The organism is Pedococcus sp. P2_E4, from assembly GCF_056403935.1.
In genome coordinates this window covers 20,319-37,336 of the sequence record NZ_JBFUEO010000019.1, presented here as the reverse complement: position 1 = coordinate 37,336, position 17,018 = coordinate 20,319, and the positions used below count along the sequence as shown (strand labels likewise).

The 17,018-nt window shown below is 71.2% G+C and carries 16 protein-coding genes; 5 read left to right on the top strand and 11 right to left on the bottom strand.

Going from position 1 to position 17,018, the window contains the following annotated elements; translation table 11 throughout:
- Positions 1-13 precede the first annotated feature (13 nt).
- The gene (locus AC1DV7_RS10745) at positions 14-1,078 is read right to left on the bottom strand and encodes an LLM class F420-dependent oxidoreductase (protein WP_477597113.1); all 1,065 of its coding nucleotides are present in this window, start codon (positions 1,076-1,078) and stop codon (positions 14-16) included.
- Positions 1,079-1,169: 91 nt separating this feature from the next.
- Here AC1DV7_RS10745 and AC1DV7_RS10740 point away from each other — a divergent pair, with 91 nt between their 5' ends.
- Positions 1,170-2,162 carry a hypothetical protein gene (locus tag AC1DV7_RS10740; protein ID WP_477597112.1) on the top strand — a complete coding sequence of 331 codons (993 nt, stop codon included), beginning with the start codon at positions 1,170-1,172 and terminating at the stop codon, positions 2,160-2,162.
- A 2-nt stretch (positions 2,163-2,164) separates the two neighbouring features.
- Here the strand turns inward: AC1DV7_RS10740 and AC1DV7_RS10735 are convergent, their stop codons facing one another.
- Positions 2,165-3,319, bottom strand: a complete 1,155-nt coding sequence (locus tag AC1DV7_RS10735) for a glycosyltransferase (RefSeq protein WP_477597111.1) — start codon at positions 3,317-3,319, stop codon at positions 2,165-2,167.
- Positions 3,320-3,491: 172 nt separating this feature from the next.
- On the opposite strand from AC1DV7_RS10735, the gene AC1DV7_RS10730 reads away from it, so the two are divergent.
- Both AC1DV7_RS10730 and wecB read left to right on the top strand, forming a co-directional pair.
- Complete coding sequence (locus AC1DV7_RS10730) at positions 3,492-4,898, top strand: lipopolysaccharide biosynthesis protein (protein WP_477597110.1); 1,407 nt, start codon at positions 3,492-3,494, stop codon at positions 4,896-4,898.
- 52 nt (positions 4,899-4,950) lie between these two features.
- Entirely contained in the window at positions 4,951-6,018 is a 1,068-nt protein-coding gene (gene wecB / locus AC1DV7_RS10725) for a non-hydrolyzing UDP-N-acetylglucosamine 2-epimerase (RefSeq protein WP_477597109.1), read from the top strand.
- An 82-nt stretch (positions 6,019-6,100) separates the two neighbouring features.
- Here the strand turns inward: wecB and AC1DV7_RS10720 are convergent, their stop codons facing one another.
- From AC1DV7_RS10720 to AC1DV7_RS10700, 5 genes are all read right to left on the bottom strand, one after another.
- Complete coding sequence (locus AC1DV7_RS10720) at positions 6,101-7,309, bottom strand: glycosyltransferase family 4 protein (protein WP_477597108.1); 1,209 nt, start codon at positions 7,307-7,309, stop codon at positions 6,101-6,103.
- A gap of 292 nt (positions 7,310-7,601) precedes the next feature.
- Positions 7,602-8,621, bottom strand: a complete 1,020-nt coding sequence (locus tag AC1DV7_RS10715) for a Gfo/Idh/MocA family protein (protein WP_477597107.1) — start codon at positions 8,619-8,621, stop codon at positions 7,602-7,604.
- 2 nt (positions 8,622-8,623) lie between these two features.
- Positions 8,624-9,712, bottom strand: a complete 1,089-nt coding sequence (locus AC1DV7_RS10710; protein WP_477597106.1) for a DegT/DnrJ/EryC1/StrS family aminotransferase — start codon at positions 9,710-9,712, stop codon at positions 8,624-8,626.
- Positions 9,709-10,311 carry an acyltransferase gene (locus tag AC1DV7_RS10705; protein ID WP_477597105.1) on the bottom strand — a complete coding sequence of 201 codons (603 nt, stop codon included), beginning with the start codon at positions 10,309-10,311 and terminating at the stop codon, positions 9,709-9,711. The genes AC1DV7_RS10710 and AC1DV7_RS10705 overlap by 4 nt, the downstream gene beginning before the upstream one ends.
- A 3-nt stretch (positions 10,312-10,314) precedes the next feature.
- Positions 10,315-11,646, bottom strand: a complete 1,332-nt coding sequence (locus tag AC1DV7_RS10700; RefSeq protein ID WP_477597104.1) for a nucleotide sugar dehydrogenase — start codon at positions 11,644-11,646, stop codon at positions 10,315-10,317.
- A gap of 137 nt (positions 11,647-11,783) precedes the next feature.
- Here AC1DV7_RS10700 and AC1DV7_RS10695 point away from each other — a divergent pair, with 137 nt between their 5' ends.
- A complete protein-coding gene (locus AC1DV7_RS10695) occupies positions 11,784-12,239 on the top strand; it encodes a CoA-binding protein (RefSeq protein WP_477597103.1) in 456 nt (151 codons plus the stop codon).
- Between the two features lie 63 nt (positions 12,240-12,302).
- On the opposite strand, the gene AC1DV7_RS10690 is transcribed toward AC1DV7_RS10695, so the two are convergent.
- The 3 genes from AC1DV7_RS10690 to AC1DV7_RS10680 form a co-directional block, all read right to left on the bottom strand.
- Positions 12,303-13,343: a cell wall-binding repeat-containing protein gene (locus tag AC1DV7_RS10690; RefSeq protein ID WP_477597102.1), complete on the bottom strand. Its 1,041-nt coding sequence runs from the start codon at positions 13,341-13,343 to the stop codon at positions 12,303-12,305.
- 154 nt (positions 13,344-13,497) lie between these two features.
- Positions 13,498-14,016 (bottom strand): 5-(carboxyamino)imidazole ribonucleotide mutase, encoded by a 519-nt coding sequence (gene purE / locus AC1DV7_RS10685; protein ID WP_477597101.1) that lies wholly within the window; start codon positions 14,014-14,016, stop codon positions 13,498-13,500.
- A complete protein-coding gene (locus AC1DV7_RS10680; RefSeq protein ID WP_477597100.1) occupies positions 14,013-15,209 on the bottom strand; it encodes a 5-(carboxyamino)imidazole ribonucleotide synthase in 1,197 nt (398 codons plus the stop codon). Before AC1DV7_RS10680 ends, purE begins: the two co-directional genes overlap by 4 nt.
- Positions 15,210-15,291: 82 nt before the next feature.
- Here AC1DV7_RS10680 and AC1DV7_RS10675 point away from each other — a divergent pair, with 82 nt between their 5' ends.
- The gene (locus AC1DV7_RS10675; protein WP_477597099.1) at positions 15,292-15,786 is read left to right on the top strand and encodes a GtrA family protein; all 495 of its coding nucleotides are present in this window, start codon (positions 15,292-15,294) and stop codon (positions 15,784-15,786) included.
- Between the two features lie 209 nt (positions 15,787-15,995).
- Here the strand turns inward: AC1DV7_RS10675 and AC1DV7_RS10670 are convergent, their stop codons facing one another.
- A complete protein-coding gene (locus AC1DV7_RS10670; RefSeq protein WP_477597098.1) occupies positions 15,996-17,018 on the bottom strand; it encodes a sensor histidine kinase in 1,023 nt (340 codons plus the stop codon).

The following is a 17,018-nucleotide window of genomic DNA, read 5'->3' as shown; positions in this document are numbered from 1 at the left end:
CACCACCCTCGGCTCAGTGCCGGCGAGGCAGGTGCCACAGGTGACCGTGCTCTCGGCGGTCGACGAGCTCGGGGATCACCTCTGCCTCGAACAACGCGATCCCGCTGGTGTCGTAGGCCGCCTCGAAGAAGTAGCCGATGAGGTATCCGAGACCGAGCCCGCCCAGGCCCTGGAGTCGCTCCACGAGCTGCTCGGGGGTGCCGACCCCGGCTGAGGTGCGTAGCTCGGCGATCCTGCTCTCGCGACGCGAGTCGGGCACCCCGGCGCGACGGAGGTGGTCGTCGAGCCAGGCGATCCGGTCGGCGACATCCCGCTCGGTCGACCCGATGACGATGTCGAGGTTGGTGGTGCGAGTGATCTCGGCGAAGTCGCGGCCGAGGTCGTCGCAGTGCTGGCGCAGGACCGCGCTCTTGTGCTTGAACTGCTCCGGGATCCCGGAGCCGAAGTTCGTGTAGTCGGCGTACTTCGCCGCGATCCGCAGCGTCTTCTTCTCTCCGCCGCCCGCGATCCACATCGGGATGCCGTTGTGCGTGGACCCCGGCAGGGCCGTGCCCTGGAGAGGCTGCGGATGGCAACGAGCGCCGTCGACCGTGAAGTGCTCCCCGGCATACGTCCCGGTGCCGGTCGTCCACATCTGGCGCAGGATCTCGACGCCCTCCTGGAGCGCCCGGAGGCGATCGCCCGCCCGGGGGAAGCCGTACCCGTAGGCCCGCCACTCGTGCTCGTACCACCCGGCACCGATGCCCATCTCGACCCGCCCCTCGGACACGATGTCGACGGTGGCGGCGACCTTCGCGAGGTAGGCCGGGTTGCGGTAGGCCATGCAGGTGCACATCTGTCCGAGTCGCACCCGGTGTGTCACCGCGGCCAGCGCGGCCATCAGCGTCCAGGCCTCGTGGGTGGCTTCCTGCGACGGGACCGGGACGGTGTGGAAGTGGTCGTAGACCCAGACCGAGGACCAGGCGTCGTTCTCGTCAGCACGACGCGCCAGACCAGCCATGACGCCCCAGTGCTGGGCCGGGTCGATGCCGACGAGGTCCATCTTCCAGCCCTGCGGGACGAACAGTCCGAACTTCATGGGGTCTCCTTCGAGCGGGCAACCGGGCGAGCGGCCGCCGGGAGCGGCCGGGTCCGACACCACCCTACGGTCCGCTGCCTACACTCACGGGGTGCCCACCACTGGCCGAACCACGGTCCTCCACGTCAACGACTGCGCCTCGACGGCTGTCCAGCTCATCGGCGAGGCGGCTCGGCACGGGATGCGCTGGGACTACCTGCCGGCCGCGACCGGCGCGGTGACCGCACCCGGATCGCTGGGCCTGGCCCAGAAGGCCGTCGTCGGGGCCGGATGGGTCGCGCGACTGGCCGTGCAGAGCCGTCGCCACGACATCGCGCACGTCCACAGCGCAGGCATTCTCAAGCACGCCCGGTTCGGACTGCGACGCTACGTCCTCCACTGCCACGGTACGGACGTCCGCACCCAGCAGTACCTCCCAGCTTGGCGAGCGCCCATCCGCGACGGGCTGCGGCGGGCCGAGGCGGTCTTCTTCTCCACGCCCGACCTTGCGGAGCACGTCGTGCCCCAGCGCACCGACGCGGTCTACCTTCCGGTGCCCATCGACACGGGTCTGCTGCCGCACTGGTCCCCGGCGCCGCGACCGCGGGTGGTCTTCGCATCGCGGTGGGGCGACGACAAGGGTGGACAGGCGCAGGTCGACCTCGCCGCGGCGGTGGTCGCCGCCGTCGGCGAGCGGGCCGACGTCATCGGCCTCGACTGGGGCCCGCGAGCCGTCGAGGCGGGTGCCGCCGGGGTGGACCTGGTCGCCCGACTGGACCGTGCGGCATACCTCGGCCTCCTCGCCTCCGCCCACGCTGTCGTGGGCCAGAGCGCGGGAATCCTCGCCGCGAGCGAGCTCGAGGCGCTCGGCACCGGAGCGCCTCTCGTGATGCCCGTGCCCTTGCCCCTGTACGCCGCCGCCCCGCCCCCCGTCCTCGGGGACAGCGTGCCCACGGCAGCGGATGCTGTGGTCGCCCTCGTCTCAGGCACCAGCGCCCACGACCCGTCGGCCGGTCAGGAGTATGTCGCCCGCGTCCACGGAGTCGACCACGCGTGGGCCTCGGTCCAGCAGACCTACGAGCGCGTGCTGGCGGCCCGGAACTGAGGTCAGGCGCCGCCCAGCAGGCGCGCCACGAGGGCGTGCGACCGCTCGACGTCGGTGTCACTGCTGAGCTCGCGCGCCTGGTCGTGGGCGGACTGCTTCGCGGCCGCCACCATCTCGGGGGTCAGGTTCGCGATGGTCGCGGTGAAGTCACTCACGCCGAAGCTCGGCGACACCGCTCCCACCCGGTGCTCGCGCACGAACCGCCCCATCTCGGGCGAGGGCCCCACCACCATCGCGAGTCGCCCCTGGACGAAGTCGAAGAGCTTGTTCGGGAGGGCGTACTCCATGTTCACGTTGGCCGGGGGCAGGCAGTACACCCCGACGTCGAACGGGTTCAACGCAGCAGGGAGCTCGTCCGGGGTGACGGCGTCGTGGAAGCGGACGCGATCGCTGCCGGCCGCCTTGTCCCGCAGCTGGCGCAGGTACCTGCCGCCGTCGTTGCCGGGCACCAAGATGAGGTCGAGCGTCGTGTCGGGTAGCTGCATCGTCGCCTCGATGAGGGCCTCGATGTTCCGCCCGGGCACCGCGCCGCCACTGTGCACCAAACGCGTGACGCCCGGCACCATGGCGGAGGGCTTCAGGTCAACGAAGGGGCGGGCGTTGCGCACCACGGTGCAGTCGACGCCGAAGGAGCGGCGGTACATCTCCGCGATGCTTTCCCCCACCGTGGTGACCGCAGCGGCCCGAGGAAGGTACTCGCGGCAGATGTGCGCCATGAGAGGAGCGACCAACAGTCGCCACGACGTGACGTGCGAGCGCTCCTCAGGCGCCCATTCGTGCATGTCGGCCCACACCGGCGTCGGCGTCGAACCGTGGCCTGCGACTTCCATTGCCACCGGAAGGATCCGCGCCTCATTGGCGACGACGAGGTCGAAACGGCGCCCGTCGAGCAACCGACGGGCCTGGACCATGGCCGGCGCAATGGCCTCGGCGGCCTTCAGCCTGCGCGCGGCGAGCAAGGCCACGCCACGGGGGGTCTGCGGCAGCGACGTCAGCGCGGAGCCGACCTCGAGGTGCGCGGTCGCAGCGGCAGGAGCTGGACCGTAGCCCAGGGTGGTGACGTCGCCGTGCGCCGCCAGCACGTCGATCTGCCGGAGCACCCGGGCGTCACGGTGGATGGGCGACAACGACAGGCACAGGATCTGGGGGCGGCTCACGGCATGAGAGTCTAGGTCGACGGCTGACGGAGGCGTGCAGGCTCGGGCGGCCGGGAGGCACGGGTAGGGTCGTGGCGTGAGAGCAAGGGCCCTTGGCGCCGCCATCATGGACAACCTTCGCCCTTTGCGCCTCGACACCCGGACCGCGCACAGCCTCGCCCAGCGCGGGGCGATGAGCACAGTCGGACTGCTTGCCCAGGGGGTGCTGCGCTTCGCCACCAGCTGGCTGATCGGTCGCATCGCAGGCAAGCTCGTTCTCGGCACCGTGCAGGCCGCGATCTCCACCGCATCCCTGCTGACCCTCATGTGGCCCACGACGACAGGCAGCGTCGCGTCGAAGTACCTCGCCCGCGCTCGCGGTGCCGGCAACCTCGAGGAGCTGCACGCCGTCGCCACGCACTTCCGCCGTCGGGCGCTCCAGTCCAGCGTGCTGCTCGCCGGCGTCGCCGCGCCGTTCTGGGTGTACTACGACGACGGCCGGTGGATCGACGGCCTGTGGGTCGCGCTCTTCACAGCGTCGTATTCCGGCTACAGCTTCATCCGGGGGGTGCAGTTCGGAACCGGACAGGTAGCCCGCGCCACGGTGTGGGACCTGCTCAGCGCCGGCGCAGGCCTGGTCACACTCGCGGCTTTCCTGCTGGCGGGAGTACGCGGCCCTGCGCTCCTGTTCGCCCTGTCCCTCTCGTACCTGGTGTACACGCTGTCGGGGTGGCCGCGCGGCGTGGACCGGACGGCCCGACTCGAGCCGGCCCTCAAGCGTGAGATGGACCAGGTTGTCCTCGTTGGGGTGGCCGGGACCCTGGCCAGTGCTGGTTTCCTCCAGCTCGCCATGGTGGTGGCCAAGGGACTCGACGAGGCAGGCGCCGGGCAGTTCGCCGCCGCCATGGCGACGGCGACGCCCGCGTCGATGCTCGCGGCTTCGCTCAGCCTCGTGCTGTTCCCCTCGCTCGCCGAGGCGTGGGGTCGCGGCGACCTGGTGAACTTCAAGGCACAGACCAACCAAGCCACCCGGGTCCTCGTACTCGTCATGGTGTCGATGTTCGGGTCGCTCATCCTCTGCTCCCGCCTGGTCATGTCGGTGCTGTGGGGCAGCGAGTTCAACCCCGATTCGCTCATCCTGCCCGTCCTGGTGTTCGCGTTGATGCTGACCAACGTGGCCGTCGCCAGCATCAACGCCCTCGCCACGCGGTCACGGCGAGCGATGCAGCTCACGAGTGGAGCGGCGTTCGCCGGGTTGTCGGTGGGCGCCTTGTCCTGGTGGCTCCTCACTCCGCACATGGGCGTCGAGGGAGTCGCGGTGGGGTTCCTCCTCGGCTCGGCGGTTTCTGCCAGCGTCCCGCTGCTCGCTGAGTGGCGCAAGGGCCGCCACTCCTGGCTCGGGCTGGCCACACGGGGGCTCACCGGTGCCGCGGCAATCGTCGGCCTGCTCGTCGCCGAACGCACCCTCGAGCTGCCGATCTACCTCGAGCCACTCGTCGCCGCCGCGTTCTGCCTCTGCTGGTGGGCGTTGTCCCGCAAGGACCTCCGGCTGCTTCCGCTGCCCGCGCGGTTCAAGAGCAACCTTCCCCGCTCGCACTGAGTGCGGACTGTGGTTGTGGTGGGAGGGTCGCCGCCCGCTAGAGTGACCGGCCGTGAAGATCCTCAGCGTCGTCGGTGCCCGGCCCCAGTTCGTCAAGCTCGCCCCGGTGGCCGCCGCGATGGCGGTCCATGGTGACCAGCACGTGATCGTCCACACCGGTCAGCACTACGACATCAACATGTCCGACGTGTTCTTCCGGGACCTCGGCATCCCCGCGCCCGACCGCCATCTCGCGGTGGGATCGGCGTCCCACGGCCGCCAGACGGGCGCGATGCTCGCCGCGATGGACGAGGTGCTCGAGCAGACCAGCCCCGACTGGGTGCTGGTCTACGGTGACACGAACTCCACCCTCGCCGGCACCTTGAGCGCGGTGAAGATGGGCATCCCCCTGGCCCACCTCGAGGCAGGGCTGCGGTCGTTCAACCGCCGGATGCCCGAGGAGCACAACCGGGTGCTGACCGACCACGCGGCGGATCTGTGCCTCGCTCCGACGGAGGTCGCCATGGGGCACCTGGGCAACGAGGGGCTCACGGGCTCCAGCGTCCTGGTCGGCGATGTCATGACCGATGTTCTGCTCCAGGTCCGCGACGCTGTGGCCGATCGACCGGTCGAGCTGCCCGAGGATGTCGACCCCGAGCAGCCCTACTACGTCACGACCCTGCACCGCGCAGAGAACACCGACGACCCGGTCCGGCTGCGCACGATCGTGGAAGGCCTCGCAGAGGTGAAGGCGCCAGTGCTGCTCTTCGCCCACCCCCGTCTCCGTCAGCGGGCGGCCGACTTCGGAATCGACCTGAACCGAGGCTCGGTCACGGTGGCCGACCCGATCCCCTACCCCACGCTCGTCCGTAACGTGATGACCAGCGCCGGCGTCATCACCGACTCCGGGGGGCTGCAGAAGGAGGCGTTCATCCTCCGAGTCCCCTGCACGACGGTGCGGACCGAGACGGAGTGGACAGAGACGGTCGACTTGGGATGGAACGTGCTCGTGCAGGACCCGAACGACCTCGCCGACCTCGTCCAGCGCCCAGCCCCGGCAGCCACCGACGCGGCCCCGTACGGCGACGGCGACGCCGCGACCCGTGTGGTCGAGGCGATCCACGCCGCCAAGCGCCGCTGAGCCAGCACCCCCTCAGCGAGCACCGCTCAGCGAGCCCCCTTGAGCGGAGACGACATTCGGCCGCCTCGCCGCACGTGACCGGTCAGGACAATCCGGCGCCGCGCAGGGCCGCCTCGGCGGCGCGATGACCCATCGTGCGCAGTGAGGCGTGTTCGGCGGTCCAGGCGACGACGTGCTCGCGGGTCGCCGCGCGCTCGTCCTCACCGAGAGCCCAAGCGCTCGCCATCGCGTGGGCGACGCCCTCGACCGTGTAGCCGGGCGCCCAGCCGAGTCGTTGCGCCTCGACCAGATCGTGACCCGCCCCAGCGCCGGAGAAGATCACCGGAGTGCCACAGGCCGTGGCCGCATAGACCTTGGTGGGTTTTGCGAAGTCGTAGCCCTGACCGGGCTTGATCGACACCAGCGCCGCGGTCGCGGATCGCAGCCAGGCGGCAGCCTGCGAAGGCGGAACGACACCGTGGAACTCCACCGCGCCGGGGGCGAGCTCGTCCGCCAGGCGCCGTAGGTGGGGCAGGTCGCTGCCCTGTCCCAGGAAGACGAGGCGGGCGGTCGGCTCCGTCGCCCGGAATGCGGCCAAGCCGCGTACGAGAACCTCTGCACCCTGCCACTCCGACATCGTGCCGGTGTAGACGAAAAGAGGCCCGGCGCTCCCTGCTGCGGCCGAGTCGGTCCCCTCTGGAGGGGGGCCGTCCGGGGTGAAGACATCGGTGTCGACTCCGTTGCCGACGACGACGACGCGGCGTGGGTCGACTCCGAGGTGCGCGACCCGCTCGGCTACACCGTCACTGATGCACAGCACGGTCGCAGCCCCACGCATGACCCACGACTCGACCGCCCTCAGCATCCGCACGATCGGGGAGGGGGCGCCCATCGACGCCGCACCGTCCGACCACACGTCCCCGGCGTAGTAGACGTATGGCGTCCGTTGCAGAGCAGCGGCGAGCCGCACCACCAGCCCGGTCGTCGGCGGCGGCTCGCACACCAGGAGCGCCGGGCGCCGGCGCGCCAGCAGCCGCACGGCCAGGGGGAGGTCGAACGAAAGGTAGTGGACGTACCCGCGGATGTTCCCCTGCTCGTCGCGCAGGGCGGGCCAGCGACTGACCCGTAGCGGGCCGTCGTCAGGGACCAAACCCTCGGGAGGCCTGGTGGTGAGCACCTCCACGGGGTGGCCGAGGAAGTCGAAGGCGTCGGCCAGCACCCGAAGCCGGAACGCCGCCGCAGCCACCTCTGGGGAGAACAACCTCGTCGCGATGCGGACGGGACGGGTCATGGCCGCCTTCGCCTCACGCACGTGGATCCTGCGCTGTGGTCATGAAACCTTCTCGTAGCAGTCGGGCGAGGACGCCAGGTCCACGCCCTCTGGCGGGTCGCGACGTTCGCGCAGCCGCCAGCCCGGCTCATGGACGGCGACCCATTCGGAGAAGGAGCGGTGGCGCCCCGCGGTGCGCGACGGGTCGATGAGGCGTAGCGCCGCTCCCAGTAGGCACTGGTACCCGGGAAGGTCTGGCGCCGCACCCACAGGACAGCCGGCTCGACCAGGGGACTGCGGACGAATCGGCCGACCGCGGGGCGCAGCCTCATGGTCACGACCCTGCAGGAGCGCTGTCGGTCGCGGCGGTCAGGTCGATGGTGCGCGAGGTCTTGGCGGACTCGATGCACGCCTCGGCCACGCGGACCGTGGTGAGGCCCTGCTCCATGGTCACGATGTCGGCCTCCTTGCCGAGGACCGCGTCCCTGAAGTTTTCGTGCTCGACCCGCAGCGGCTCGGGTTTGGCGATGGCGTAACGCACCACGTCACCCTCGGACACGCCTCGGAAGTTGGCCATGCGCTCCCAGGTCGTCGGCACCTCGCCGTTGGCGTGGAAGGTCAGGTCGGCGGTCAGGGTGTCGGCGACGAAGGTGCCACGCTCGCCGGTGATCACCGTGACCCGCTCCTTGAGCGGCGACAGCCAGTTCACGAGGTGGTTGGTGACGGTCCCCTTCGAGAGCTGCCCGACGACTGCCACGAGGTCCTCGTGCTCGCGGCCCGACTTGTAGGCCGTGCGCGCCGCAACCGAGGTGTAGGCCTGCTGCGTGACCCACGCGGTGAGGTCGATGTCGTGGGTGCCGAGGTCCTTGACCACCCCCACGTCGGCGATGCGGGCCGGGAAGGGCCCCTGGCGACGGGTGGTCACTTGGTAGACGTCACCGAGCTCACCGGCCTCGAGCCGGGCCCGCGCCTGCTGCAGCGCCGGGTTGTAGCGCTCGATGTGGCCGACAGCACCGACCAGGCCCTTGGCCTTGAACGCCTCGGCGAGGCGGACCGCGGAGGGCGTGTCCTGGGCCAGCGGCTTCTCGATGATCGCGTGGACGCCGGCCTCGGCGAGCGCGAGCCCGATCTCCTCGTGGTAGATCGTGGGCACCGCCACCATGCAGTAGTCGATGCCGGCGGCGATGAGCTGCTCGATGTCCTCGTGGACGGGACGACCGGCCGCCACGCCGTGGACGTCACCGCCGGGGTCGGCCACCGCGACGAGGTCCACCCCGTCGAGGGACGCGAGGACGCGGGCGTGGTGGCGACCCATCATGCCGAGGCCGATCAGGCCGGCTCGCAGGTTGGCCATGGTCAGGCACCGGCCTTGGCGAGGGCGTTGACCGCGGTGACGATGCGCTCCAGGTCGTCCTGGCTCAGGCTCGGGTGGACCGGCAGCGACAGGCACTCGGCCGCCGCCCGAGCCGTCTCGGGCAGGTCGACGTCGACCTGGAACGGCTTCAGCTGGTGGTTGGGCACCGGGTAGAACATGCCCGACCCGACGTTGTACTCCTCGCGCAGCGCCGCGGCCAGGCCGTCACGGTCCTCGGGGACGCGGACGGTGTACTGGTGGTAGACGTGCACGGCCCCGTCGGCGACCGGCGGCGGCGTGACGCCCTCGAGGTGGGCGGTGAGGTATGCCGCGTTGTCCTGACGTGCCTTGGTCCAGGCGCCGACCTTGGTCAGCTGCACGCGGCCGATGGCCGCGTGGATGTCGGTCATGCGGGTGTTGAAGCCGACGACCTCGTTGCGGTACTGCTGCTCCATGCCCTGGTTGCGGTAGAGCCGCATGAGCCGCTCGGTCTCGGCATCGGCCACCGACACCATGCCGCCCTCACCGGACGTCATGTTCTTGGTCGGGTAGAGCGAGAACATCGCGAACTGGCCGAACGCCCCGACGGGGGTGCCGCCGAGCGAGGCACCGTGCGCCTGCGCTGCGTCCTCGAAGATCTTGAGCCCGTGCTTGTCGGCGATGGCCTGCAGCTGGGCCATCTTGGCCGGGTGGCCGTAGAGGTGGACCGGCATGATGCCGACGGTCCGGTCGGTGATGGCGGCCTCGACCGCAGCCGGGTCGAGGCAGAAGTCGTCGGCGCTGATGTCGGCGAAGACGGGGGTCGCGCCGGTCAGCGCCACGGAGTTGCAGGTCGCCGCGAAGGTGAACGACGGGACGATGACCTCGTCGCCTGCGCCCACACCGCTCGAGAGCAGGCCGAGGTGCAGACCCGAGGTGCCGGAATTGACGGCGACGCAGGCGCGGCCGAGCCCGAAGTGGGCGTCGAACTCCTCCTCGAAGGCCTTGACCTCCGGGCCCTGCGCGAGCATGCCGGAGCGCAGCACCCGGTCGACTGCCTCGCGCTCCTCGTCTCCGATGAGCGGCTTTGCCGGGGGGATGAAGTCGTTCATGGTGCGACGGCCTCCGTGAGGGTCTCGTTGGTCTCGGTGTACTTCTCGCCAGTCTGGGGGCACACCCAGGTGCCGGGCGCGTCGCCCGGCTCCAGGGGCACGCCGGCCTTGCCGACCCAGCGCAGCCGCCGGGCCGGGACACCCGCCACGAGCGCGAAGTCGGGGACGTCCTTGTTGACCACGGAGCCCGCGGCGACCAGGGCCCACCGCCCGATGGTGACGGGGGCGACGCAGACCGCCCGGGCGCCGATCGAGGCACCGGTGCGGCAGGTGACACCCACGGCCTCCCAGTCGGCGCCGGACTTCAGCGTGCCGTCCGGGCTGACGGCCCGGGGGTAGTGGTCGTTGGTGAAGACGACTGCCGGGCCCACGAAGACGCCGTCCTCGAGGACGGCCGGCTCGTAGACCAGTGCGTAGTTCTGCAGCTTGCAGTTGTCACCCATCTGCACGCCGGCACCGACGTAGGCGCCGCGCCCGACGATGCAGTTCTCACCGAGCACCGCTCCCTCGCGAACCTGGGCGAGGTGCCAGACGGAGCTCCCGTCACCGATCCGGGCGGAGTCGGCCACGTCGGCGGAGTCGACGATGCGGGCGGCCACGGCTCAGGCCCCCAGGCCCGGGGTGGCCGGGGCGCCCTGGTGCTCCGGGGCACCGACGACGAGGTAGCGCACCCCGTCGAACCGGGCGGGGTCGAGGATCCGCCGACCGTCGACCACGACCGCGACCCCGGGGAAGTCGGCCGCCGAGAGCTCGCGGTAGTCGGCGTGGTCCGCCTGGACGACGACCACGTCGACCGGCTCGCCCACGGCATACGACTCCCACCCGAAGCCGGCGAGCTCGTCGGCGGTGTACATCGGGTCCTGGACCACGACCTCGGCACCCGCCTCGCGCAGGGCGTCGACCGTCGCGAAGACCCCGGAGAACGCGGTCTCCTTGACGCCGCCGCGGTAGGACGCCCCGAGCACCGCGACCCGTTTGCCGGCGAGCGACCCACCGGCTGCGCCGACGGCGAGGCCGACGGTGTAGGCGGGCATCGCGGCGTTGGCCTCACGAGCGGCTCGCACGACCGTGGCGTCGGGGTCGTTCCAGAGGTAGAGCCGCGGGTAGACGGGGATGCAGTGTCCGCCCACGGCGATGCCGGGACGGTGGATGTGGCTGTAGGGCTGGGAGTTGCTGGCCTCGATGACCTGGTAGACGTCGATGCCGTTTTTGGCGGCGAACGCCCCGAACTGGTTGGCCAGCCCGATGTTGACGTCCCGGTAGGTGGTCTCCGCGAGCTTGGCCATCTCGGCGGCCTCGGCGCTGCCGAGGTCCCAGACGCCGTTGCCGCGCTCGAGGTCCGGGCGCTCGTCGAACTGGAGCACCTGCTCGTAGAAGTCCACAGCGCGCTTGGCACCCTCGTCGGACAGGCCGCCGACGAGCTTGGGGTACTTGCGCAGGTCGGCGAAGACGCGGCCGGTGAGGACGCGCTCGGGAGAGAAGACCAGGTGGAAGTCGGCGCCCTCCGTGAGGCCGCTGACCTCCTCCAGGCGGGGCTTCCAGCGGGTGCGGGTGGTTCCGACCGGCAGGGTCGTCTCGTAGCTCACCAGGGTGCCGGGCTTGAGGCCGCGGCCGATGTCCTCGGTGGCCGAGTCCATCCAACCGAAGTCGGGGCGCGCCTCGGCGTCGACGAACAGCGGCACCACGACGACGACGGCCTCGGACCTGCTGACGGCGTCGGCGGTGTCGGTGGTCGCGGTGAGTGTGCCGTCGCGGACGGTCTCGGCCAGGTAGTCGGCCAGGTGGGCCTCCCCGGGGAACGGCTCGGTGCCGGCGTTGACGAGGTCGACGACCTTCTGGCTCACGTCGGCGCCGAGCACCTCGTGGCCGGACTTCGCGAACTGCACGGCGAGCGGTAGCCCGATCTTGCCCAGGCCGACAACGGTGATCTTCACAGCAATCCTTCGGGTTGGGAGTCCGGCGTAGATCCTATGGCCTCGCGGGAGTGGTGCGGAACGCACGCCGTCGGCGCCGGCGCCGCCGGAGCCACCGGGGGCCTTGCGCGTGCGTCGGAACGTGTGATGCTGAGGCCATGACCCTGAAGCACCAGAACGACCCCGAACTGATCCGTGAGCTGCTGGTCGACCCGGGCATCTGGGTGGTCGTCGGGTTGTCGACGAACGCCGAGCGCGAGGCCTTCGGCGTCTCGCGGTGGCTCAAGATCGAGATCGGCAAGGGCATCATCCCGGTGCACCCCAAGGCCGAGACGGTGCACGGCGTGCAGGGCTACGCGAGCCTGGCCGACATCCCCGACGGCACCGACATCAAGGTGGTCGACTGCTTCGTCAACTCCAGCCACGTCGGAGCAGTGGTCGACCAGGCCATCGAGCACAAGGACCGGCTGCAGATTGACGCGATCTGGATGCAGCTCGGAGTGGTCGACGAGGACGCCGCTGACCGGGCCCGGGCCGTCGGGCTCGACGTGGTCATGGACACCTGCCCCCGCATCGAGTGGCGTCACGTGCGATCGGCCGGGATGGCCCGCTGAGGCCACCCCGGCCGATCGCCGGACACTCTGCCGGAAGTCAGTCCGGCGGCTGCACTGCAGGAGTCAGCAGGGCTTCAGGTTGAGCGCGGCGTCGGACACGACGCCGGTGCCACCGAGGGCGGTCAGCTTGGTGATGCCGAGCCGGTTGATCTCTGCGAGTGTCTGAGCCGGGACGCAGTCCTTCTGGGTGAGCAGGAGCGGGCGCCCGTTCCAGTATGGCGCCGCCGCGGCGCCGGCCAGCGCGTCGGGGAAGGTCAGGCCGTTGGCAAGGAATGCCTCGGTCGCGGTCGACAGGGTGGCCTTGGAGACCTTGGCAGCCGTGTCGAAGCGGTTCGTGCCGCCGAGCCGGCCCACCGGGACGGCGCTGCCGACCGCGGTCTTCACCTGGTTGAACACCGTGCTGCTGACGGCGCCGGTGCCACCGAGCACGAAGACCTTGGTGGGCTTGAGCCGCTTGAGGGCCGCAGTCGTCTCGCTCGGGAGCTTGGTCGGGGTGGTGAGCACCAGGGTGCCGCCGAGGATGCTCGCGGCGGCTCCGCCGCCGAGCGCGTCGGGGAAGTCCACGCCGCTGCCGACGAAGACGGGCACGTTGACGACCTCTGGCGTGAACCCTTCGGAGGTCTGGGCCGCCGTGTCGTAGCGGTTCGCGCCGTCGATCGTGTAGGTCTGGTTGAGCGGAGCGTGCTGCGCCAGCTGGCCCACCATCGAGTTGCTGACCGCACCGGGACCACCCACGACCATGATGTTCTGCGGCTGCAGGCGGTCGATCTCGGCGGCCACCGACGAAGGCAGCGTGCCGCTCTTGGGCACGAGCAGCAGGGGCGCCCCCAGGAAGGCCGCCATCGGACCCGCGCCCAGGGCGTCGGGGAAGCTCTGCCCGGAGGCCACGACCACCCACTCCTGGTCGACGGGCGTGAAGTTGGCCTTCGAGATCGCGACCGCCGTCTTGTAGCGGTCGGCACCTGCGAGGCGGGCCTTGGTGATCGCGGCGGCAGCTGCTGGGGTGGCGCCGGGCGCCTGCGTCGGGGCGGCCACGGCAGCCGAGCTGCCGGCCACCAGGGCCAGCGCGGCCAGGGCCGGCAGCGCGATGCGGAATCGAGTCATGGGAGCGGACTTTCTCGGTGCGGGTCGCCGAATGCGCGGACCACGGGAGGGTAACCCACCTCAACGCCTCTGGGGCGGTATTGGGTGAAGGGAGCGCCAAACGGACGCATCCGGGCAAAAGAGCGGCTACCAGGACCTTCCCGGAAGGCTTCGGCTAGCTCGAGCGGCGCTCCCGGAGCGCGGCCCCCTTCGCGTGCGCCTGGTCCCGCAGGTCCGCCTGGAAGGCGGTCATCCGCGCCCGCAGCTGCGCGGCATACTCCCCGTCGCCGGCGGCGAGGACCCGCACGGCCAGCAGGCCCGCGTTGCGGGCGCCGCCGATCGAGACCGTGGCGACCGGGACACCAGCGGGCATCTGCACGATCGACAGCAGCGAGTCCATGCCGTCGAGGTGCTTGAGGGGCACGGGCACGCCGATGACCGGCAGGGGCGTGACCGCCGCGAGCATTCCGGGCAGGTGGGCCGCTCCCCCGGCGCCAGCGATCACGACCCGCAGCCCCCGGGCGGCCGCGCCCTGGCCGTAGGCGATCATCTCGTCGGGCATCCGGTGGGCCGAGACGACGTCGGCCTCATAGGGAACGCCGAACTCGTCGAGGGCCTGTGCGGCCAGCTCCATGACGGGCCAGTCGCTGTCGCTGCCCATGACGAGGCCGACGAGGGGGCTGGGGTCGCTCATTCGGTGATCACTCCCGCGAGGTAGTCGGCGGCGTGCTGCGCGCGCTCGCGCAGGTCGGCCAGGTCGGTGCCACAGACGGTGACGTGCCCGATCTTGCGCCCCGGGCGGACTCCCTTGCCGTACAGGTGCACCTTGAGCCCGGGGTCGCGGGCCATGAGGTGGCGGTAGGCCGGGTAGAGCTCCGGGTAGTCGCCGCCGAGGACGTTGGCCATGACCGTGTGCGGCTCCCGTGGCGTCGGCGCCCCGAGCGGCAGGTCGAGGACCGCACGCAGGTGCTGCTCGAACTGCCCCGTCACCGCTCCGTCCATGGACCAGTGCCCGCTGTTGTGCGGGCGCATGGCCAGCTCGTTGACGACGTATGCCGGGTCGCCCGTCCGTGGGTCGGTCACCTCGAACATCTCGACGGCGAAGACGCCCGTGACCCCGAGCTCCTCGGCGATCCGCAGGCCGGCCTCGGTGGCGACCGCGGCCAGCGTCGGGTCGAGCCCCGGGGCCGGGGCGAGCACCTCGGTGCAGATGCCGTCGGTCTGCACGGTCTCGACGACCGGCCAGGCGGCCGCCTGGTTGGAGGGGCTGCGCGCGATGAGCACGGCGAGCTCGCGGGTGAAGGCGACCTTCTCCTCGAGCAGGATGCCGTCCGCGAGGGCGCCATCCTGCCCCACGAGCTCGATCCAGTCGCCCACCTCGGCGGCGTCGTCGACGACCCGCACGCCCTTGCCGTCGTAGCCGCCGCGGGGCGTCTTGGCCACGACGGGCCAGCCGACCCGGTCGCCGAAGTCCTCGACGTCGGCAGCAGTGCAGGCCCGGGTCCAGGCAGGGCAGGCGACGCCGATCTGCGTGAGCCGCTCGCGCATCGCCAGCTTGTCCTGCGCGAAGAGCAGGGCCTGCGGCGTGGGGTGCAGGGGCACACCGGCCGCAGTCAGGGCCTCCAGCACATCCGGCGGGACGTGCTCGTGGTCGAAGGTGACGACGTCACACTCGGCGGCGAAGGCCAGGACGGCCTCGACGTCCGTGTGGTCGCCGACGGGCGAGGAGGGCACCACCAGTGCGGCGGAGGCGTCGGGCGACTCGGCCAGCACGCTCAGCGTGATCGCCAGCTCTGCCGCGGGACCGGCGCACATCCGCGCGAGCTGACCGCCGCCGATGATGCCGACGACCGGGAAGCCACCGGGCGCGCGCTGGGGTGAGGTCACGCCCGCGAGGATATCGGCCGGACGGCGGGTTCCGGACGGGCGTCCGTACACGGGGTGCCACCTGCGCGGATAGGCTCTTCTGGTGTCCACGTCCCTCTCGCTGCCGGACCGCCTGCGCGGCGCCATCGGCGTCCTCTACCGCGAGATGATCAAGTTCGGCGTGGTGGGCGCCGTGTCGTTCGTCGTGGACGTCGGGCTGATGAACGTCCTGCGCCACACCGTCATGGAGGACAGGCCCACCAGTGCCAAGGTCGTGTCGGCGTCGGTCGCGACCGCGGTCGCCTGGATCGGCAACCGGGCGTGGACGTTCCGGCACCGCCGCAACCGTCCGGCGCACCACGAGGCGGGGCTGTTCTTCCTCACCAACGGGGTCGCGCTGCTCATCGGCGCCGGCACCATCGCGCTCTCGCACTACGGCCTCGGGCTAACGACCCTGGCCGCCGACAACATCGCCAACATCGTCGGCATTGCGTTCGGGACGCTCTTCCGGTTCTGGGCCTACCGTCGCTGGGTGTTCAGCCACGAGCCGCTGGTGGACACCTCCCCGCTGGCCGACCACGTCGAACACCAGCCCTGACGGCCGACCCCTCACGGGCGCCCCACGCGGGGGCGGCGCTGCCCCCGGCAGAGAGGCGCCGTTGCGTATGCCGCGCCACTGGAACCACACGAAATCTCGCCACTTCTGCCACGAATGCGCGCTCCCCGACGGCCGGGGGACACATTCGTGCCACTTCCGCCACGAATGCGCGTCAGGGACACGTCGAATTCCCCCGACGCGCGCCAGGGTCAGGCGTCGGACTCGCTGAGGAAGAGGGCGAAGATCGCGGGCTGCGCCTGGATCAGCTCGAGGCGTCCGCCGTTGGACTCGGCGAGGTCGCGCGCGAGCGCCAGGCCGAGGCCGGTGCCCGTCGTCGTGACCGACCGCTCGAAGATGTGCGGCGCGATCGTGGCGGGCACTCCCTCGCCCTGGTCGCTGACCTCGACGACGACCGACGGCCCGGACCGGCGGGCGTGCACGTCGACCGTGCCGCGGCCGTGGGCCAGGGAGTTCTCCAGCAGGGTCGAGAGGACCTGGGACAGGTCGACCGGCTTCGCCTGCACGACCAGCCCGCGCTCGCCGTGGACGCGCACGCTGCGCCGCGCCTGCTCGAAGGCCGGCTGCCACTCGCGCTGGAGGGCGGCGATCACGGAGTCCAGCGACACGGTCGCCTTGGGCTCGTCGCCCCCACGACGGGTGCGTGACATGAGGTCGTCCACGACCCGGGTCAGGCGCTCGACCTGGGCGATCGCGATGTTGGCTTCCTCCTGGACGACCTCGAGGTCGTCGGTCACCGAGATCTCCTCGAGGCGCATCAGCAGCGCGGTGAGCGGGGTGCGCAGCTGGTGGGAGGCGTCGGCGGCGAAGTCGCGTTCGGAGGCCAGGGACTTGGTGAGGGTCTGGGCGCTGCGGGAGAGCACCTGCGAGACCCGGTCGAGCTCGGCGATGCCCGAGTCGAGCGGCTGGATGCGGGACTCGCCGGCACCGAGGCGCTCCGCGCGGATGGCGAGCTCGGACATCGGCCGGGCCAGCTGGCGGGCCTCCTGGATGGCCACGACGACCCCGACCCCGAGGGCCACGACGCCGAGTCCGGCCAGGACGGCGACGATCTGCCAGGACGTGACGGCGGGCGACCCCTCGGCGGCCCAGCGGCGCAGCAGGCCGCCCTCGGTCGACGTCGCACGCCAGACGGCGACGATGACGGGGACGAGCGTGATCGCGATGGCCAGGCCGACGGCGACGACGGTCGAGCGGATGAGCTGCTGGCGCAT

What these genes read in the sequence shown, in the direction of transcription:
- AC1DV7_RS10690 (WP_477597102.1), bottom strand. Translation starts at nt 13,343, where the DNA reads ATGACTCGATTCCGCATCGCGCTGCCGGCCCTGGCCGCGCTGGCCCTG.
- AC1DV7_RS10715 (WP_477597107.1), bottom strand. Translation starts at nt 8,621, where the DNA reads ATGGCCAACCTGCGAGCCGGCCTGATCGGCCTCGGCATGATGGGTCGC.
- AC1DV7_RS10670 (WP_477597098.1), bottom strand. Translation starts at nt 17,018, where the DNA reads ATGCGCCAGCAGCTCATCCGCTCGACCGTCGTCGCCGTCGGCCTGGCC.
- AC1DV7_RS10710 (WP_477597106.1), bottom strand. Translation starts at nt 9,712, where the DNA reads ATGAACGACTTCATCCCCCCGGCAAAGCCGCTCATCGGAGACGAGGAG.
- AC1DV7_RS10745 (WP_477597113.1), bottom strand. Translation starts at nt 1,078, where the DNA reads ATGAAGTTCGGACTGTTCGTCCCGCAGGGCTGGAAGATGGACCTCGTC.
- AC1DV7_RS10730 (WP_477597110.1), top strand. Translation starts at nt 3,492, where the DNA reads ATGAGCACAGTCGGACTGCTTGCCCAGGGGGTGCTGCGCTTCGCCACC.
- purE (WP_477597101.1), bottom strand. Translation starts at nt 14,016, where the DNA reads ATGAGCGACCCCAGCCCCCTCGTCGGCCTCGTCATGGGCAGCGACAGC.
- AC1DV7_RS10695 (WP_477597103.1), top strand. Translation starts at nt 11,784, where the DNA reads ATGACCCTGAAGCACCAGAACGACCCCGAACTGATCCGTGAGCTGCTG.